At 71.5% G+C, this 15,434-nt stretch carries 16 protein-coding genes; 9 read left to right on the forward strand and 7 right to left on the reverse strand.

The genetic code is table 11. The features are described from left to right. The first annotated feature begins 217 nt into the window (after window positions 1-217). From G9272_RS27985 to G9272_RS28010, 6 genes are all read left to right on the forward strand, one after another. Complete coding sequence (locus tag G9272_RS27985; RefSeq protein WP_171402211.1) at window positions 218-1,906, forward strand: ABC transporter ATP-binding protein; 1,689 nt, start codon at window positions 218-220, stop codon at window positions 1,904-1,906. After that, a complete protein-coding gene (locus G9272_RS27990; protein WP_171399079.1) occupies window positions 1,903-3,021 on the forward strand; it encodes an ABC transporter permease in 1,119 nt (372 codons plus the stop codon). The genes G9272_RS27985 and G9272_RS27990 overlap by 4 nt, the downstream gene beginning before the upstream one ends. Beyond that, the gene (locus tag G9272_RS27995; protein WP_171399080.1) at window positions 3,021-4,283 is read left to right on the forward strand and encodes an ABC transporter permease; all 1,263 of its coding nucleotides are present in this window, start codon (window positions 3,021-3,023) and stop codon (window positions 4,281-4,283) included. Before G9272_RS27990 ends, G9272_RS27995 begins: the two co-directional genes overlap by 1 nt. Further along, a complete protein-coding gene (locus tag G9272_RS28000) occupies window positions 4,280-4,684 on the forward strand; it encodes a cytidine deaminase (protein WP_171399081.1) in 405 nt (134 codons plus the stop codon). The genes G9272_RS27995 and G9272_RS28000 overlap by 4 nt, the downstream gene beginning before the upstream one ends. Window positions 4,685-4,799: 115 nt before the next feature. Beyond that, window positions 4,800-6,083: a thymidine phosphorylase gene (locus G9272_RS28005; protein ID WP_171402212.1), complete on the forward strand. Its 1,284-nt coding sequence runs from the start codon at window positions 4,800-4,802 to the stop codon at window positions 6,081-6,083. 44 nt (window positions 6,084-6,127) lie between these two features. Next, on the forward strand, window positions 6,128-6,514 hold the full coding sequence (locus G9272_RS28010) for an STAS domain-containing protein (protein WP_171399082.1): 387 nt from the start codon (window positions 6,128-6,130) through the stop codon (window positions 6,512-6,514). Here G9272_RS28010 and G9272_RS28015 read toward each other — a convergent pair. From G9272_RS28015 to G9272_RS28025, 3 genes are all read right to left on the reverse strand, one after another. Then, complete coding sequence (locus G9272_RS28015) at window positions 6,398-7,414, reverse strand: sigma-70 family RNA polymerase sigma factor (protein WP_171399083.1); 1,017 nt, start codon at window positions 7,412-7,414, stop codon at window positions 6,398-6,400. The two genes, G9272_RS28010 and G9272_RS28015, sit on opposite strands and share 117 nt — an antisense overlap. 200 nt (window positions 7,415-7,614) lie before the next feature. Beyond that, window positions 7,615-8,730 (reverse strand): DNA polymerase III subunit beta, encoded by a 1,116-nt coding sequence (dnaN, locus tag G9272_RS28020; protein ID WP_171399084.1) that lies wholly within the window; start codon window positions 8,728-8,730, stop codon window positions 7,615-7,617. 100 nt (window positions 8,731-8,830) lie between these two features. Further along, window positions 8,831-10,102 (reverse strand): MFS transporter, encoded by a 1,272-nt coding sequence (locus G9272_RS28025; protein ID WP_171399085.1) that lies wholly within the window; start codon window positions 10,100-10,102, stop codon window positions 8,831-8,833. 63 nt (window positions 10,103-10,165) lie between these two features. On the opposite strand from G9272_RS28025, the gene G9272_RS28030 reads away from it, so the two are divergent. Continuing rightward, window positions 10,166-11,137, forward strand: coding sequence for a LysR family transcriptional regulator (locus G9272_RS28030; RefSeq protein ID WP_171399086.1), 972 nt, complete (start codon window positions 10,166-10,168; stop codon window positions 11,135-11,137). Window positions 11,138-11,147: 10 nt separating this feature from the next. Here G9272_RS28030 and G9272_RS28035 read toward each other — a convergent pair whose 3' ends face one another. Beyond that, on the reverse strand, window positions 11,148-11,921 hold the full coding sequence (locus G9272_RS28035; protein WP_171399087.1) for a prolyl oligopeptidase family serine peptidase: 774 nt from the start codon (window positions 11,919-11,921) through the stop codon (window positions 11,148-11,150). A 113-nt stretch (window positions 11,922-12,034) separates the two neighbouring features. On the opposite strand from G9272_RS28035, the gene G9272_RS28040 reads away from it, so the two are divergent. Beyond that, complete coding sequence (locus G9272_RS28040; RefSeq protein ID WP_171399088.1) at window positions 12,035-13,198, forward strand: adenosine deaminase; 1,164 nt, start codon at window positions 12,035-12,037, stop codon at window positions 13,196-13,198. Window positions 13,199-13,337: 139 nt separating this feature from the next. Further along, the gene (locus G9272_RS28045) at window positions 13,338-13,691 is read left to right on the forward strand and encodes an ATP-binding protein (protein ID WP_171399089.1); all 354 of its coding nucleotides are present in this window, start codon (window positions 13,338-13,340) and stop codon (window positions 13,689-13,691) included. Between the two features lie 86 nt (window positions 13,692-13,777). On the opposite strand, the gene G9272_RS28050 is transcribed toward G9272_RS28045, so the two are convergent. The 3 genes from G9272_RS28050 to G9272_RS28060 all read right to left on the reverse strand — a co-directional run bounded on the left by G9272_RS28050 (window position 13,778) and on the right by G9272_RS28060 (window position 15,432). Next, window positions 13,778-13,981 (reverse strand): PspC domain-containing protein, encoded by a 204-nt coding sequence (locus G9272_RS28050; RefSeq protein WP_171399090.1) that lies wholly within the window; start codon window positions 13,979-13,981, stop codon window positions 13,778-13,780. A 94-nt stretch (window positions 13,982-14,075) separates the two neighbouring features. Further along, a complete protein-coding gene (locus G9272_RS28055) occupies window positions 14,076-14,627 on the reverse strand; it encodes a VanZ family protein (protein ID WP_171399091.1) in 552 nt (183 codons plus the stop codon). Between the two features lie 187 nt (window positions 14,628-14,814). Next, entirely contained in the window at window positions 14,815-15,432 is a 618-nt protein-coding gene (locus tag G9272_RS28060) for a hypothetical protein (protein ID WP_171402213.1), read from the reverse strand. Window positions 15,433-15,434 lie beyond the last annotated feature (2 nt).

The following is a 15,434-nucleotide window of genomic DNA, read 5'->3' on the forward strand; positions in this document are numbered from 1 at the left end:
GGCCAATGAAGCGCTGTAATGGCAGCGTTACGGCCACGGAACCGGGCGCGGGAAGGATGTCCTCCCCGCGCCCCGTTCGCGCGGCAGAATGCTCGGAACGGATCGAGACTTGATCGGGATCTCCCTCAAGATCATTCAAGATCGACCTGATCCGGGCACTATTTAAAGCAGGGGCGCTACGCGCGTAGAGCGACCCCTTTTCCAAGGAGAGTGCGCCATCGACGCGTCCAGCAGCCCTCCGCTCACCGCACAGTCGACGATCGCGGTAGAGCTGGCGGGGATCACCAAGCGCTTCCCCGGTGTCGTCGCCAACCACGACATCCACCTCGCCGTCCGCAAAGGCACCGTGCACGCCCTCGTCGGCGAGAACGGCGCCGGCAAGTCGACGCTGATGAAGATCCTCTACGGCATGCAGAAGCCGGACGAGGGCACCATCGCGATCGACGGCGAGCAGGTCGGCTTCTCCAGCCCCGCCGACGCCATCGCGCGCGGCATCGGCATGGTCCACCAGCACTTCATGCTGGCCGACAACCTGACCGTCCTGGAGAACGTGGTGCTGGGCAGCGAGAAGCTGTACGGCATCGGTGGCAACGCCCGTAAGAAGATCAGGGAGATCTCCGACCGCTACGGGCTCGGTGTGCGCCCCGACTCCCTGGTCGAGGACCTCGGTGTCGCCGACCGGCAGCGCGTGGAGATCCTCAAGGTCCTCTTCCGCGGCGCCAAGACCCTCATCCTCGACGAGCCGACCGCCGTGCTCGTCCCGCAGGAGGTCGACGCGCTCTTCGACAACCTGCGCGAGCTGAAGTCCGAGGGCCTGTCCGTCATCTTCATCTCCCACAAGCTGGGCGAGGTGCTGTCCGTCGCCGACGAGATCACGGTCATCCGGCGCGGTACCACCGTCGGCACGGCCGTCCCCGCCGAGACGACCCCGCGCCAGCTCGCCGAGATGATGGTCGGCAGCGAGCTGCCCACCCCGGAGACCGCCGAGTCCACGGTCACCGACAAGCCCGTCATCGAGGTCCGCAACCTCACCGTCTACGCCAGCGGCGGCGCCTCCCTGGGCATCGAGGCCGAGCCCACGGCCGGCGGGGTCAGCGGCATGATCTCGCCCGAGGTCGCTGTCGGCGGCGAGGTCAAGAAGGCCCTCGACGACGTCAGCTTCACCATCCACGCCGGTGAGGTCATGGGCATCGCCGGCGTCGAGGGCAACGGCCAGACCGAGCTCATCGACGCGTTGATCGGCACCAAGAACGCCGACTCCGGCAGCATCGCCTTCCTCGGCGAGGACATCACCCCCTGGACCACCCGCAAGCGGCGCGAGTCCGGCGTCGGCTACATCCCCGAGGACCGCCACCGCCAGGGCCTGCTCCTGGAGGCGCCCCTCTGGGAGAACCGCATCCTCGGCCATGTCACCGAGGCGCCCAACGCCAAGGGCTTCTGGCTGAACATCAAGGGCGCCCAGGCCGACACCCGCCGGATCGTCGAGGAGTTCGACGTCCGCACCCCGGGCATCGACGTCACCGCCGCCTCGCTCTCCGGCGGCAACCAGCAGAAGCTGATCGTCGGCCGCGAGATGAGCCACAACCCGAAGTTCCTGATCGCCGCCCACCCCACCCGGGGTGTGGACGTCGGCGCGCAGGCCCAGATCTGGGACCGCATCCGCGAGGCCCGCCGCGAGGGCCTGGCCGTGCTGCTGATCTCCGCCGACCTCGACGAGCTCATCGGCCTGTCGGACACCCTGCGCGTGATCTACAACGGCACGCTGGTCGCGGACGCCGACCCCGCCACCATCACCCCGGAGGAGCTCGGCTCCGCCATGACCGGCGCCGCGTCCGGTCACCTGGAACACGTGGACGACGCGGAAACCACCGAGGAAGCTGCCGGTCCGGAGGACGAGGCCCGATGAAGAAGTTCGACAAGGAGCGCGTGCTCCTCGCGGTGGCCGGCCCGGTCATCGCGCTCGTCGCGGCGATCCTGCTGACCTCGGTCGTGCTGATCGCCTCGGGCAAGAGCCCGATCGAGCCGTACACGCTCATGCTGGAGCAGGCCGGCTACTCCGACGTCCAGGTCCTGATCGTCAACCAGGCCTCGATGTACTACGTCGCCGCCCTCGCGGTCGCCATCGGCTTCCGCATGAACCTGTTCAACATCGGCGTCGACGGCCAGTACCGCCTCGCCGCGATGATGACCGCCGTGGTCGGCGCGAACATCGCCCTGCCGTCCTTCCTCCAGATCCCGCTGCTGCTCCTGGTCGGCGTCCTCACCGGCGCCTTCTGGGCCGGCATCGCGGGCGTCCTGAAGGTCACCCGCGGGGTCAGCGAGGTGGTGGCGACGATCATGCTGAACGCGATCGCCACCAGCGTCATCGGCTACCTCACCCTCGACAACATGTGGGGCGTGCAGGTCGGCAACAACAACACCACCGGCATCATGAAGGACTCCGGCTGGGTCCCCGGCATCGACCTCGGCGCCGACGTCGGCGAGATCTACGGCCTGGTCTTCCTCGCCATCGCCCTGGGCATCGTCTACTGGGTCGTCCTCAACCGCACCCGCTTCGGCTTCGACCTGCGCGCCACCGGCGAGTCCGAGACCGCCGCCGCGGCCTCCGGCGTCGACGCCAAGAAGATGGTCCTCACCGCGATGCTCATCTCCGGCGGCATCGCGGGCCTCTCCGGCCTGCCCCTGCTGCTCGGCGACGCCCACACCTACAGCCTGAGCTTCCCCACGGGTCTCGGCTTCACCGGCATCACCATCGCCCTGCTCGGCCGCAACAACCCGGTCGGCATCGCGTTCGCCGCGCTCCTGATCGCCTTCCTCGACAAGGCCTCTCCCGCCCTCGACTACGCGACCCCGGTGGCGTACGAGAAGGAGATCGCCACGATCATGCAGGGCCTCATCGTCTTCGCGGTCGTCATCTCGTACGAGGCCGTACGCCAGTGGGGTCTGCGCCGTCAGCAGAAGCGCGTCGGCGCCGAGCTCGCCGCCGCCGCCCAGAACACCAAGAAGGAGGTGACGGTCTGATGAGCACCACGACCATCGCCAAGCCGCAGGCGAAGCAGCCCGGCAAGGGCGGCCGCAAACTCTCGCTCCCGGTCCTCCTGCTGATCATCGCGGGCGTCCTGGTGCTGACCTCGATCGTCCGCCTCATCACCGGCGCGGACGGCATCACCTCCACCGGCCAGATGTCCACGGCCCTGCGCCTCGCCGTCCCGATCGGCCTCGCGGGCCTCGGCGGCCTGTGGGCCGAACGCGCGGGCGTCGTCAACATCGGCCTCGAGGGCATGATGATCCTCGGCACCTGGTTCGGCGCCTGGGCCGGTTACCAGTGGGGCCCGTGGACGGGCGTCGTCTTCGGCATCATCGGCGGCGCGCTCGGCGCCGTCCTGCACGCCGTCGCGACCGTCACCTTCAACGTGAACCACATCGTCTCCGGTGTGGCCGTCAACATCCTGGCCCTCGGCACCACCCGCTACCTGTCGAAGTTCGCCTTCGAGGGCGTCGAGCAGGGCTCCTCCAAGCAGTCCCCGCCGATCGACTCGCTGGGCACCTTCGACATCCCAGGGCTCTCCGGCTGGCTGGACACGCTCAACGAGAAGCACTGGTTCCTGATCTCGGACATCGCCGGCCTGGTCGGCGGTCTGATCACCGACCTGTCGCCCCTCACCGTCGTCGCCGTCGCCCTCGTCCCGGCCACCTGGTGGGTGCTGTGGCGGACGGCCTTCGGCCTGCGGCTGCGGTCCTGCGGCGAGAACCCGGTGGCCGCCGAGTCCCTCGGCGTCAACGTCTACAAGTACAAGTACATCGCCGTGATCATCAGCGGTGGCTTCGCGGGCCTCGGCGGCGCGTTCCTGTCCATCGTGGCCTCGAACGTCTACCTCGACGGCCAGACCGCGGGCCGCGGCTACATCGGCCTCGCGGCGATGATCTTCGGCAACTGGATGCCGGGCGGCCTCGCCCTCGGCGCGGGCCTGTTCGGCTACACCGACAGCCTCAACCTGCGCGGCGGCACCACCAACGTGCACGCGCTGATCCTGCTCCTTGCGATCGTGCTGGTCTTCGGCGCGGCCTACCTGGCGTGGAAGAAGAAGTACGTCCCCGCCGTCGTCACCGCGCTGATCTCGGCCCTGATGTTCGTCTGGTACCTCGGCACGGACGAGGTCCCGCGCCAGGTCGTGACGGCCGCGCCGTACGTCGTCACCCTGCTGGTGCTCTCGCTGTCCGCCCAGTCCCTCAGGATGCCCAAGGCGGACGGCATGCCGTACCGGAAGGGGCAGGGCAAGTGACCCCGCCCGCCGCCGCGGTCGACTGGGAGAAGCTGCGCACGGTGGCCCGGGACGCCATGTCCCGGGCGTACGCCCCGTACTCCGGCTTCCCGGTCGGCGTGGCGGCCCTCGTCGACGACGGCCGGATCGTGTCGGGCTGCAACGTCGAGAACGCCTCCTACGGCATCGGCCTGTGCGCCGAGTGCGGGCTGGTCTCCGAGCTCCAGAACACCGGAGGCGGCCGGCTCACGCACTTCACCTGCGTAGACGGCAGGGGCGAGATCCTCGTCCCGTGCGGCCGCTGCCGCCAGCTGCTCTACGAGTTCGGCGGCCCCGAGCTGCTGCTGGAGACGCCGGCGGGGATCCTGCCGCTGGCCGAGATGCTCCCGCAGGCCTTCGGCCCGGGCCACCTCACCAAGTAAGTCCCGCGCGGCCCCTCTGACTGGCGCAGAGGGGCCGCGCGGTTTCTGGAACGTCTTGCCGCACCACCTTGCACCCGCACTACGGTGCACCACCGGAAGGAAAGCCATGGCGCAGTTGTCGATGGATGCCGTCTCCGTCATCCGCACCAAGCGGGACCGCGGTGAGCTCAGCGACGAGCAGATCGACTGGGTCATCGACGCGTACACCGGCGGTCAGGTCGCCGACTACCAGATGGCCGCCCTCAACATGGCCATCCTGCTCAACGGCATGAACCGCCGCGAGATCGCCCGCTGGACGGCCGCGATGATCGCTTCCGGCGAGCGCATGGACTTCTCGGCGCTGTCCCTCCCGACGGCCGACAAGCACTCCACGGGCGGCGTCGGCGACAAGATCACGCTCCCGCTGGCCCCGCTGGTGGCGGCCTGCGGCGCGGCGGTCCCCCAGCTCTCCGGCCGGGGTCTCGGCCACACCGGCGGCACCCTGGACAAGCTGGAGTCGATCCCGGGCTGGCGCGCGCTGCTGTCGAACGAGGAGATGCTGCACGTCCTGGACACGACCGGCGCGGTGATCTGCGCGGCGGGCGACGGACTGGCCCCGGCCGACAAGAAGCTGTACGCGCTGCGGGACGTCACGGGCACGGTGGAGGCGATCCCGCTGATCGCCTCGTCGATCATGTCGAAGAAGATCGCGGAGGGCACCGGCTCGCTGGTCCTGGACGTGAAGGTCGGCACCGGCGCCTTCATGAAGACCATCGAGGACGCGCGTGAGCTGGCCTCGACGATGGTCGGCCTGGGCACCGACCACGGCGTGAAGACGGTCGCGCTGCTGACCGACATGTCCACCCCCCTCGGTCTCACGGCCGGCAACGCCCTCGAGGTCCGCGAGTCGGTCGAGGTGCTGGCCGGCGGCGGCCCGGCGGACGTGGTGGAACTGACGATCGCGCTCGCCCGCGAGATGCTCGACGCGGCCGGCGTGAAGGACGCCGACCCGGCGAAGGCGCTGGCCGACGGCTCGGCGATGGACGTCTGGCGCCGCATGATCGCGGCCCAGGGCGGCGACCCGGACGCCCCGCTGCCCACGGCGAAGGAGCAGCACGTGGTGAAGGCGGGCGCCTCGGGCGTCCTGACCCGCCTCGACGCCTACGACATCGGCATCGCCGCCTGGCGCCTCGGCGCGGGCCGTGCCCGCAAGGAGGACCCGGTGCAGGCGGGCGCGGGCGTCGAACTCCACGCCAAGCCCGGCGACACGGTCAAGGAGGGCCAGCCCCTGCTGACCCTGCACACGGACACCCCGGAGCGCTTCGAGTACGCGCTCCAGGCGGTGACGGGCTCGTACGACATCGGCGCGGCCGGCACCGAGTTCACCGCGTCCCCCGTGGTGCTGGAACGCATCGCCTGAACAGATCGCCCGAACGGTCGCCCGACGGCGGCTCTCCCGCTCCGATGAGTTGGGCGCCCCGCGCCGGTCTACCGATCGTGGAATCGACGACACCGCCTGTACTCACCCTGACCGGTCCTGTCACCCGCCCCCGGGTGACAGGGCTCGTCGACGCCGTACGGGCGCTGATGGAGACCACCGGCGCGGCGGTCGTCGTCTGTGACGTCGCCGGGATCGGGCCGCCGGGGCTCATCGCCGTCGACCTGCTGGCGCGGCTCCAGCTGGCCGCCCGGCGGGCCGGGGGACACATACGGCTGCGCGCCCCCGACCCGGCCCTACGCGCCCTGCTCGACCTCGTCGGTCTCCGCTTCGAGATGGAGGGGGAGGCCGAAGAGGGGGAACCAGCGCTGGGTGTCGAGATAGAAGTGGAACCCGGTGAGGCGGCCGTCTGAGATCTCCAGGACCTGGATCGCCCACGGGGTGAACCCGCCCTTGTCGGGGTCCGGCTTGTACTGGGCGAAGCCCGGCAGGCCGTTGACCTGGACCGGCAGCAGGCGCGAGCCCTCGCACGCGGAGCCGAGCGTGGTCATGAAGCCGGTGATGTCGTCGTGCCCGGTCAGCCACAGGTCGAACGGCGGCATCGTCATGATGGCGTCCTCGTGGAGGAGGGCCGTCAGCGCCGTCATGTCATAGCCCTCGAAGGCCGCCACATAGCGGTCGAGCAGTTTCTGCTGCTCCTCGTCCAACGGGTCGGACACCGCCGCGTCCGCGCCGGAGGCCTCCCGCTCGGACAGGGTCGCCCGCGCCCGCTGGAGCGCGCTGTTGACCGAGGCGACCGAGGTGTCGAGCAGCTCGGCGACCTCGCTCGCCTTCCACGCCAGCACCTCGCGCAGGATCAGCACCGCCCGCTGCTTCGGCGGGAGCTGCTGCAACGCGGCCATGAACGCGAGGCGCACCGATTCCTTGGCGACCGCCGCCTCGGCCGGGTCCTCCACCGTCGGCAGCACACGGGCGTCCGGCATCGGCTCCAGCCAGGTGTTGTCGGGGCGGGGGGAGAGGGCCGCGCGGGCGAGCGGGGTGGCCTCGGAGAGGTCCATCGGCCGGGCCCGCTTGTTGCCGGCCGTCAGCATGTCCAGACAGACGTTCGTCGCGATCCGGTACAGCCACGAGCGCAGACTGGAGCGGCCCTCGAACTTCTCGTAGCTCCGCCAGGCGCGGACCAGGGTGTCCTGCACCGCGTCCTCGGCCTCGAAGGAGGAGCCGAGCATGCGGTAGCAGTAGCCGGTCAGTTCCGTCCGGTGCTTCTCCAGTGCGACGTCGATGTCGGTCGTCGTCGCCGTGCTGTTGCCCATCGTCCACCCACCCCTGTGGCCGTTCTGTCACGCGCCTTTGCGCCCAGCACTTCGGAAGCTACCGCAGCCCACTGACAATGGCCCGCCGAGTCGACGAAAGCGCAGGTCAGAGTCGTTGCCCAGGCCATGATCAGCCCACCGGGCCCAAACCACAGCGCTCAGACCACAGCGCTCAGCCCACAGCGCTCAGCCCACCGTGCTCAGACCAGCTGCTTCACGGACATCAGCAGGTGCCGGTGGGCCTCGGGCGCGTCCGCCGCGCCCAGCAGCGCCCGCTGTCCCGTCCCCAGCAGCTCCACCCGCAGCCTCGGCGCCTCGAAGGAGGCCAGCGCGTCCAGCAGGTAGGCGGGGTTGAAGGCCACGGTGACCTCCTCGGCGCCGGTCAGTCCGGCGGGCAGCCGCTGCGTGGCCACGTCGTCGCCGTACCCGGCGCGCAGCAGGACGGACCCGGCCGAGAAGTCCAGCCGTACCGGGCTGTTCGCCTCCGCCACCACCGCGACTCTCCGCACGGCCTCCGTCAGCGCCCCGCTCTCCACCTCGGCGACCGCGGCCCCCGCCATGTCGAACAGCTTCCCGTAGGAGGGCAGCCGTCCGTCCAGCCGCCGGACCACCGTCCGCGTCCGCCCGCCCTCGAACCCGATCGGGCCGGTCCCCGAGGCTCCGTCGAGCCCGACCCGGACGGTCCCGCACCGGGCCAGCGACCGGGTCACGTCCAGCAGCCGCCGGGCCGGCACGAGCGCCTCCGCCACCCCTTCGGCGGCCGCCTCCGGCTTCCACTCCAGCCGCCGTACCGCGTACCGGTAGCGGTCCGACGCCGACAGTGTCATCTCCTCGCCGTCAAGGCGCAGTTGGACGCCCGTCAGCACCGGGAGCGTGTCGTCGCGGCCGGCGGCCACCGCGACCTGGGCGACGGCGGTCGCGAACGCGGCCGCGTCCACGGTGCCGTACGCCCGCGGCGGTTCGGGCGGGGTGGGGTACTCCTCGCGCGGGAGTGTCGACAGGCCGAAGCTGGTGCCGCCCGCCTCGACCGTGAACCGGGTGCCGGCCACGGCGCAGCTCACCGGCCCGTCCGGCAGCACCTTGCAGATGTCGAGGAGCCGGCGGCCGAGCACGAGCACCCGGCCCGCCGTGCCGACCTCGGCGTCGGTCTCGATCCGTGCCGCCGTCTCGAAGTCGAACCCCGACACGGTCAGCCGGCCCGCCGCCGCGTCCAGCAGCAGCCCGCCCAGCACGGGTACCGGCGTACGGGCGGGCAGCGCGCGGGCCGCCCAGGCCACCGCCTCGGCGAGGTCACCGCGGTCGATCCGGAACTCCATCAAAAACCCCCTGCTCGCACCGGTCGTCGCGCGGAGGCTATGCGCCACCACTGACAACCGGCCCCGAGCAGGGGGAGGACCGCGGGAAGCCGCGGGACGTTCAGTGCGCGGCGACCAGCGTCTCCCGGCGGGCCGCCCGCGTTCCGAACACCGTGATCGTCACGACGCCGAGCACCGCCAGGACGCCCACGCCGACCGTGCCGGCCCAGCCGCCCGAGTGGAAGGCCAGCGCGCCGACCGTGGAGCCGGTGCTGGAACCGATGTAGTACGCGGACTGGTAGAGGGCGGAGGCCTGGGCGCGGCCGGTCGTCGCCGTCTTGCTGACCGCCGAGGAGGCCACCGCGTGCCCCGCGAAGAAGCCCGCCGTGATCAGGACCAGGCCCAGCAGGACCAGGACCAGCGAGTCCGCCAGCGACAGCAGCAGTCCGGTGGCCGTGGTGCCGCCCGCCAGGTACAGCGCGCCGCGCCGGCCGAGACGGCCGACCAGCCGGCCCGCCGTCGACGCCGACACCGTGCCCACCAGGTACACCAGGAAGATCGAGCCGACGATGCCCTGGGGGAGGGAGAACGGCGCCTCCGTCAGCCGGTAGCCGATCACCGTGTACACGCCGCCGAAGACCGTCATGAACAGCGCGCCGATCGCGTACAGGCGGCACAGCAGCGGGTTGGCGAGGTGCTCGCGGACCGTGCCGATCAGCACGCGGGGCGCCAGTGAACCCGCCTTGAAGTGCCGGGGCGCCGGCAGCAGCAGGCGGAAGGCGATCGCGCAGGCCACCGCGAGGGCGCCGATCACCCCGACGGCCACCCGCCAGCCCCACTCCTGGGCGACCCAGCCGGTGATGACCCGGCCGCTCATCCCGCCGACGCTGTTGCCCGCCACGAACAGGCCGATCGCCGTGACGAGCGCCTTCGGCCGGACCTCCTCGGCGAGATACGCGGTCGCCGACGCCGGGAGACCGGCCAGCGCCGCGCCCTGCACCGCCCGCAGCACGACCAGCGTGCCCAGGGAGGGGGCGAACGGGACCAGCATGCCCACGCCGACCGCGACGCCCAGCGAGGCCGTCATGACCGTACGGCGGCCGTAGCGCTCCGACAGGGCGCTCATCGGGAGCACGAACAGCGCCAGTCCACCGGTCGCCGCCGCCACCGTCCAGCTCGCCTGACTCGCCGCCACCCCGAAGTCACCGGAGATCAGCGGCAGGAGCGCCTGCGTGGAGTACAGCAGGGCGAAGGTCGCCACACCGGCGAGGAAGAGCGCGAAGCTCATCCGGCGATAGCCGGGGCCGCCGGGGGCCAGACGGGAGTCGGAGGAGAAGGAAACGGAGGACGCGGCGCCCACGATCGTGGACGCCCCGGTACTGGCGGGAGACATGCTTCGAAGTTACGTACACCCCGGCTCATCCGTCCAATGCATGGAATCGTCATAATCGTTCCCATGGTGCATCAGCAGAGGTCAGAGGCTCGCCTGTCACCGTCCAGTGACACAGAAGACATGGCGGACGGGGCGGAGATGTCCAGGGTGCTGGCCCCTCGGCTCGCCTACTTCGCCGGAGTCGCCCGTACCGAGCACGTCACGCGCGCCGCGCAGGAGATGCAGGTCCCGCAGTCGACGCTCTCCCGGGCCATGGTCCGCCTCGAACAGGACCTGGGCGTCGACCTGTTCGCCCGGCACGGCCGCACGGTCTCCCTCACCCCCGCCGGGCGCACCTTCCTCGCCTCCGTCGAGCGCGCCCTCGGCGAGATCGAGCGGGCCGCCGACGAGGTCCGGGCGGACGCCGACGCGGCCACCGGCAAGGTCGCCTTCGGCTTCCTGCACACCATGGGCGCGGAGACCGTCCCCGGGCTGATCCACGCCTTCCGCGTCGATCACCCGCGCGTCCGCTTCAGCCTGGTCCAGAACTACGGCGAGGCGATGCTCGAGCGGCTGCGGGCGGGGGAGCTGGACCTCTGTCTGACCTCCCCGGTCCCGGACGCACCCGACCTGGTGGCCCGGCGCCTCGACGAGCAGAAGCTGCGCCTGGTCGTCCCCGCCGACCACCGTCTCGCCGCCCGCAGACGGGTCCGCCTCGCCGAGGCCGCCGACGAGACCTTCGTGACCCTGGAACCGGGCTACGGCCTGCGCCGCATCACCGACGACCTCTGCAAGGAGGCCGGTTTCCGGCCCCGGATCGCCTTCGAGGGCGAGGAGGCGGAGACCCTGCGCGGACTGGTGGCGGCGGGGCTGGGGGTGGCGCTGCTGCCGCCGCCCGCCGTGGCCCGCCCGGGGGTGGTGGAGCTGACGGTCACGGCCCCGAGAGCCGCCCGCGAGATCGGCGTGGCCTGGCTGGACGGCCACCCGGACACCCCGCCCGTGGCGGCCTTCAAGAAGTTCCTGCTGTCGAGGAGGGGCAACCTGCTGCCGAACTGAGGGCCGTGCCTCAGGGGCGGCCCGGGCGCCGTAACGAGGTGCCGAACCCCACGGCCAACGGCATCCGCAGCCCCAGCGGCGGCGGGGCGGCCAGCGCGTCCTCCACCGGCCGGGAGAGCGCCCGGCCGAACAGCGCGCCCATGACGAAGTCCTCGGCCAGCGCGAGGACTTCACCGCGGTACTGGTGCAGCCCGTGGCCGTCGGAGTGCACCTCGAACCGGCACACGTCCCGGTTCGCCTTCTTCGCCCGTGCCGCGAGCCGGAACGACAGCTCGGGGTCGCAGCGCTCGTCGTTCGTGCCGTGCACGATCAGCACCCGCCGCCCCGCCAGCTGCTTCACCGGTTCGGGTGGAGCGGCCATGTCCTCCTCCGGCAGCCAGGGAGCGATCGCCAGCACGGAGTTGACGGCCTCGTGACCGCCTGCCCGCAGTGCGGCCCGCGCGCCCATGTCGACGCCGGTCAGGCACACGGCGACGTCTCCGTATCGCCGTACCGCCTCGTCGGCCGCCCAGGCCGCGTCGGCCGCGAGATGCGCCTCGCTGCCGTTCCAGCCGCGGTAGCGGTAGTGCACGGCGTGCACGGCGAGGCCCTCCTCGCGTCCCGCCCGGGCCAGCCTGCGCCCCAACCCCCGCACGGAGGCGGCCGCCCACACGGCGGACGGTCTCCGGCTGGACACCTCCTCGCCGCCCGGGAGCAGCAGCACCACCCCGCTCACCGCCGTCGGCGCGGGGCCGAGCGCCTTCCCCAGCCGGACCGTCCGAACCGGCGTCACATCCTGTGCCATGACAGAACAGTGTCAGAAGCGCCGTTGTACTCCACCTGTCCGGGCGGTCACCGTTACGTATCGGCGGAGTTGTACAGCGCGCCGTCTACGCGCGTAGGAGTTAGAGTGCGGAAATGACGAGCCAGAGCACCCAGGCGGGCATCACCCCGAGCTCGGACCAGATCCGGCGGGCACCCAAGGTTCTGCTGCACGACCATCTCGACGGCGGGCTGCGTCCCGGCACGATCGTCGACCTCGCCCGGGACTCCGGGTACGCCCAACTCCCGGAAACCGACCCCGACAAGCTCGGCATCTGGTTCCGGGAGGCCGCCGACTCCGGTTCGCTGGAACGGTACCTGGAGACCTTCTCGCACACCGTCGGCGTGATGCAGACCCGCGACGCGCTCGTCCGGGTCGCCCGCGATTGCGCCGAGGACCTCGCCGAGGACGGTGTCGTCTACGCCGAGGTGCGCTACGCGCCCGAGCAGCACCTCGACGGCGGGCTGAGCCTCGAAGAGGTCGTCGAGGCCGTCAACGAGGGCTTCCGGGAGGGCGAGCGGACGGCCCGGCAGAACGGCCACCGCATCCGTGTCGGCGCCCTGCTCACCGCCATGCGGCACGCGGCCCGCTCCCTGGAGATCGCCGAACTCGCCAACCGCTACCGGGACCTGGGGGTCGTGGGCTTCGACATCGCGGGCGCGGAGGCGGGCTTCCCGCCCACCCGGCACCTCGACGCCTTCGAGTACCTGAAGCGCGAGAACAACCACTTCACCATCCACGCCGGCGAGGCCTTCGGGCTGCCGTCGATCTGGCAGGCCCTCCAGTGGTGCGGCGCCGACCGGCTCGGTCACGGGGTGCGCATCATCGACGACATCGAGATCGCCGCCGACGGCGGTGTGAAGCTCGGCCGGCTCGCCTCCTACGTCCGCGACAAGCGCATCCCGCTGGAGCTGTGCCCCAGCTCCAACCTCCAGACCGGAGCGGCCGCCTCCTACGCCGAGCACCCCATCGGCCTGCTGCGCCGGCTCCACTTCCGGGCCACCGTCAACACGGACAACCGTCTGATGTCCGGCACCAGCATGAGCCGGGAATTCGAGCACCTTGTCGACGCGTTCGGCTATACGCTCGACGATCTCCAGTGGTTCTCTGTCAATGCTATGAAGTCAGCATTCATTCCTTTCGATGAACGACTTGCCATGATCAGTGACGTGATCAAGCCCGGCTATTCCGAGCTGAAGTCCGAATGGCTGTTCCAGCAGACCGCCTCCACCAGCGGTTCTGCGGAAACGGAAGGCTGAGTAGCGTTTTTTCGGGGCACGGAATGCGGGCGGGTGTTCACCATCCGTCCGCATTTCGATGTTTGCCGCCGACCCCTCTCCGTGTTTACGGTCGAGAACCGCTCAGTTTCCCCGTATCCCATTCGAGGACGCACTCATCATGAAGCAGTCTGCTGCCAAGACCCTCGGTGTCGCCGCTCTCGGTGCCGCCTTCGCCGCCGTCGGTGCGGGCGCCGCGAACGCCGCCCCCGCCGTCCCGGACGCCACGCAGGCCCTGGACGGCGTCACCAGGACGCTGCCGGCGGAGAACCTGACCACGGCGCTGCCCGCGGCCGGTGAGGTGCTGTCGCAGGCCCAGCCGGCGCTCGGCGCGGGCCTGACCGCCACCCAGCCGGTCGCCGAGAAGCTGCTCGCCGAAAGCCCGACCGCGCCCGTCGCCGGTCTGCTCGGTGGTCTGCCGCTCAAGGGCCTGCCGACGCACGGCCTGCCGGTCAACGGCATCCCGCTGGGCTGAACGGCACCGCCCGGCACGCACGACACGCCGTCGGGGCGCACCCGGAAACACCGGGCGCGCCCCGACGGCGTTGCTGTGGACGGCCGTCACCAGGCCGTGCGCGCCGCCTTGTCCTCCGACGGCAGCAGGACCCACAGCGCTATGTAGAGCAGGAACTGCGGGCCGGGCAGCAGACAGGACACCAGGAAGATCACGCGCATCGTGGTCGCGGAGGTGCCGAAGCGCCGGGCCAGCGCGGCGCACACTCCGCCGATCATGCGGCCGTGGGTGGGGCGAGCGAGGCTGGACATCTGCGGCTCCTTCGCGAGCGTCTGTCGGAGGCGGCCCGTGCGGCTGCTCCATCTGACGTCAACGCTACGGTGACGAAGGGGACGAAGCGTCGCTCTACGGTGCGACCCCGACCCTGGTAATCCTCGGGGTCAGACCCTGAGCGGCCTCCTCCTGACGGACCGCGGCCCGCCCCCGGCGCTCGTCCCTGCGGCGCAGCCACCCGCGCACCGCCGGCACCACCGCGACATGCGCCAGCGCCACGCCCAGGGTGTTCAGCAGCATCGAGTCGACGTCCACGACCTGACCGGGCACCCCGGTCTGCAACAGCTCGATGCCCAGCGACAGCAGGGCGCCCGCCGTGACCGTACGGATCAGGGAGGCGAGCGGCGAGACCCGGAGCCTGCCGTGCACCAGCGGCAGCAGAAAGCCCAGCGGGGCCAGCAGCCCCAGCCCCTCGCCGATCCGCCGGGCCGCCTCGGGCCAGCCCAGTCTCAGGTCGGCCCGGATCCCGTCGAACGGATGGAGGTTGGCCGGCACCACCCAGGGGACGTTCAGCGGGCGCAGCGCGACCCAGGCGACGAACACGAGATGGGCGGCCAGGAGGAGAATCCCGGTCGCGCGGATGCGGATCGCGGCGCTGCCGCCGATGGAGCCTTGACGCTGCACGCCCCCCAAGACGCGACCCCCGGCACGATCGGTTCCGGCCCGACCCCCGATACCGGCACGAGTCACCCGCCCCGCCCGGCCGCCCCGGCCCTTCCGACCGACGGTGACCTGCGACGACCACGGCCACCGGGCCCGACGTGAGGCGTCCGCCACACGTCGGGCCCGGTGGCCGGAGGCCCGGTCAGGGTCAGCCGCTGTCGGTGACCGCCGAGGACGGGGGCTCCGCGCTGCCGGGGCGGGAGCGGACCTCGTCGGTGCACCCGTAGCGGCGCAGCGGGTCGGAGCCGGGGCCGCCCAGGATCACCGAGCCGTCGCCCTCGGCCGCCGCCGAGTCGGAGAACGTACAGACGAGCTGGGCGAGCGCGTACGAGGTCAGGTTCCCGGGCGGGGTGCTCAGCCGCAGCGCGTCGTCGGGGTCCTTCGCACCGGGCCCGCCGACCGTCATGCCGCCGCGCACGTCCGTCGTGTACCCGGCCTCCTTCTCGGCCGCCGACGGCGACTCGGCGAGCTGGTCGAGCAGGCCCTGCGCCACCAGCACCCGCCGCTCGAAGTCCGCCGCGCCGTTCGGCACCCGCACGGACCGGTCGACGGTCACCAGCGACGAACCGCACAGCAGGAACACCTGCACCGGCACGCCCGCGCGGGCGGACTGCGAGGTCACGTCCGGCTCGGTGAGCGAGCAGCGCGCCCGGGAGGGCGCGGGCCCGAAGTCGGTCGGCACCTCGGTCGCCCGGATCCCGCAGCCGGCGAGCAGACCGGCCAGCACGGGCACGGCGAGCAGCCGTCGTACCGTCGCACGGCGCATGG

This window comes from Streptomyces asoensis (assembly GCF_013085465.1).
GTDB lineage: Bacteria > Actinomycetota > Actinomycetes > Streptomycetales > Streptomycetaceae > Streptomyces > Streptomyces cacaoi_A.

What these genes read in the sequence shown, in the direction of transcription:
- G9272_RS28050 (WP_171399090.1), bottom strand. Translation starts at nt 13,981, where the DNA reads ATGTCCAGCCTCGCTCGCCCCACCCACGGCCGCATGATCGGCGGAGTG.
- G9272_RS28045 (WP_171399089.1), top strand. Translation starts at nt 13,338, where the DNA reads ATGAAGCAGTCTGCTGCCAAGACCCTCGGTGTCGCCGCTCTCGGTGCC.
- G9272_RS28010 (WP_171399082.1), top strand. Translation starts at nt 6,128, where the DNA reads ATGAGTTGGGCGCCCCGCGCCGGTCTACCGATCGTGGAATCGACGACA.
- G9272_RS28030 (WP_171399086.1), top strand. Translation starts at nt 10,166, where the DNA reads ATGGTGCATCAGCAGAGGTCAGAGGCTCGCCTGTCACCGTCCAGTGAC.
- G9272_RS27995 (WP_171399080.1), top strand. Translation starts at nt 3,021, where the DNA reads ATGAGCACCACGACCATCGCCAAGCCGCAGGCGAAGCAGCCCGGCAAG.
- dnaN (WP_171399084.1), bottom strand. Translation starts at nt 8,730, where the DNA reads ATGGAGTTCCGGATCGACCGCGGTGACCTCGCCGAGGCGGTGGCCTGG.
- G9272_RS28015 (WP_171399083.1), bottom strand. Translation starts at nt 7,414, where the DNA reads ATGGGCAACAGCACGGCGACGACGACCGACATCGACGTCGCACTGGAG.
- G9272_RS28040 (WP_171399088.1), top strand. Translation starts at nt 12,035, where the DNA reads ATGACGAGCCAGAGCACCCAGGCGGGCATCACCCCGAGCTCGGACCAG.
- G9272_RS28060 (WP_171402213.1), bottom strand. Translation starts at nt 15,432, where the DNA reads ATGCGCCGTGCGACGGTACGACGGCTGCTCGCCGTGCCCGTGCTGGCC.
- G9272_RS27990 (WP_171399079.1), top strand. Translation starts at nt 1,903, where the DNA reads ATGAAGAAGTTCGACAAGGAGCGCGTGCTCCTCGCGGTGGCCGGCCCG.
- G9272_RS28035 (WP_171399087.1), bottom strand. Translation starts at nt 11,921, where the DNA reads ATGGCACAGGATGTGACGCCGGTTCGGACGGTCCGGCTGGGGAAGGCG.
- G9272_RS28025 (WP_171399085.1), bottom strand. Translation starts at nt 10,102, where the DNA reads ATGTCTCCCGCCAGTACCGGGGCGTCCACGATCGTGGGCGCCGCGTCC.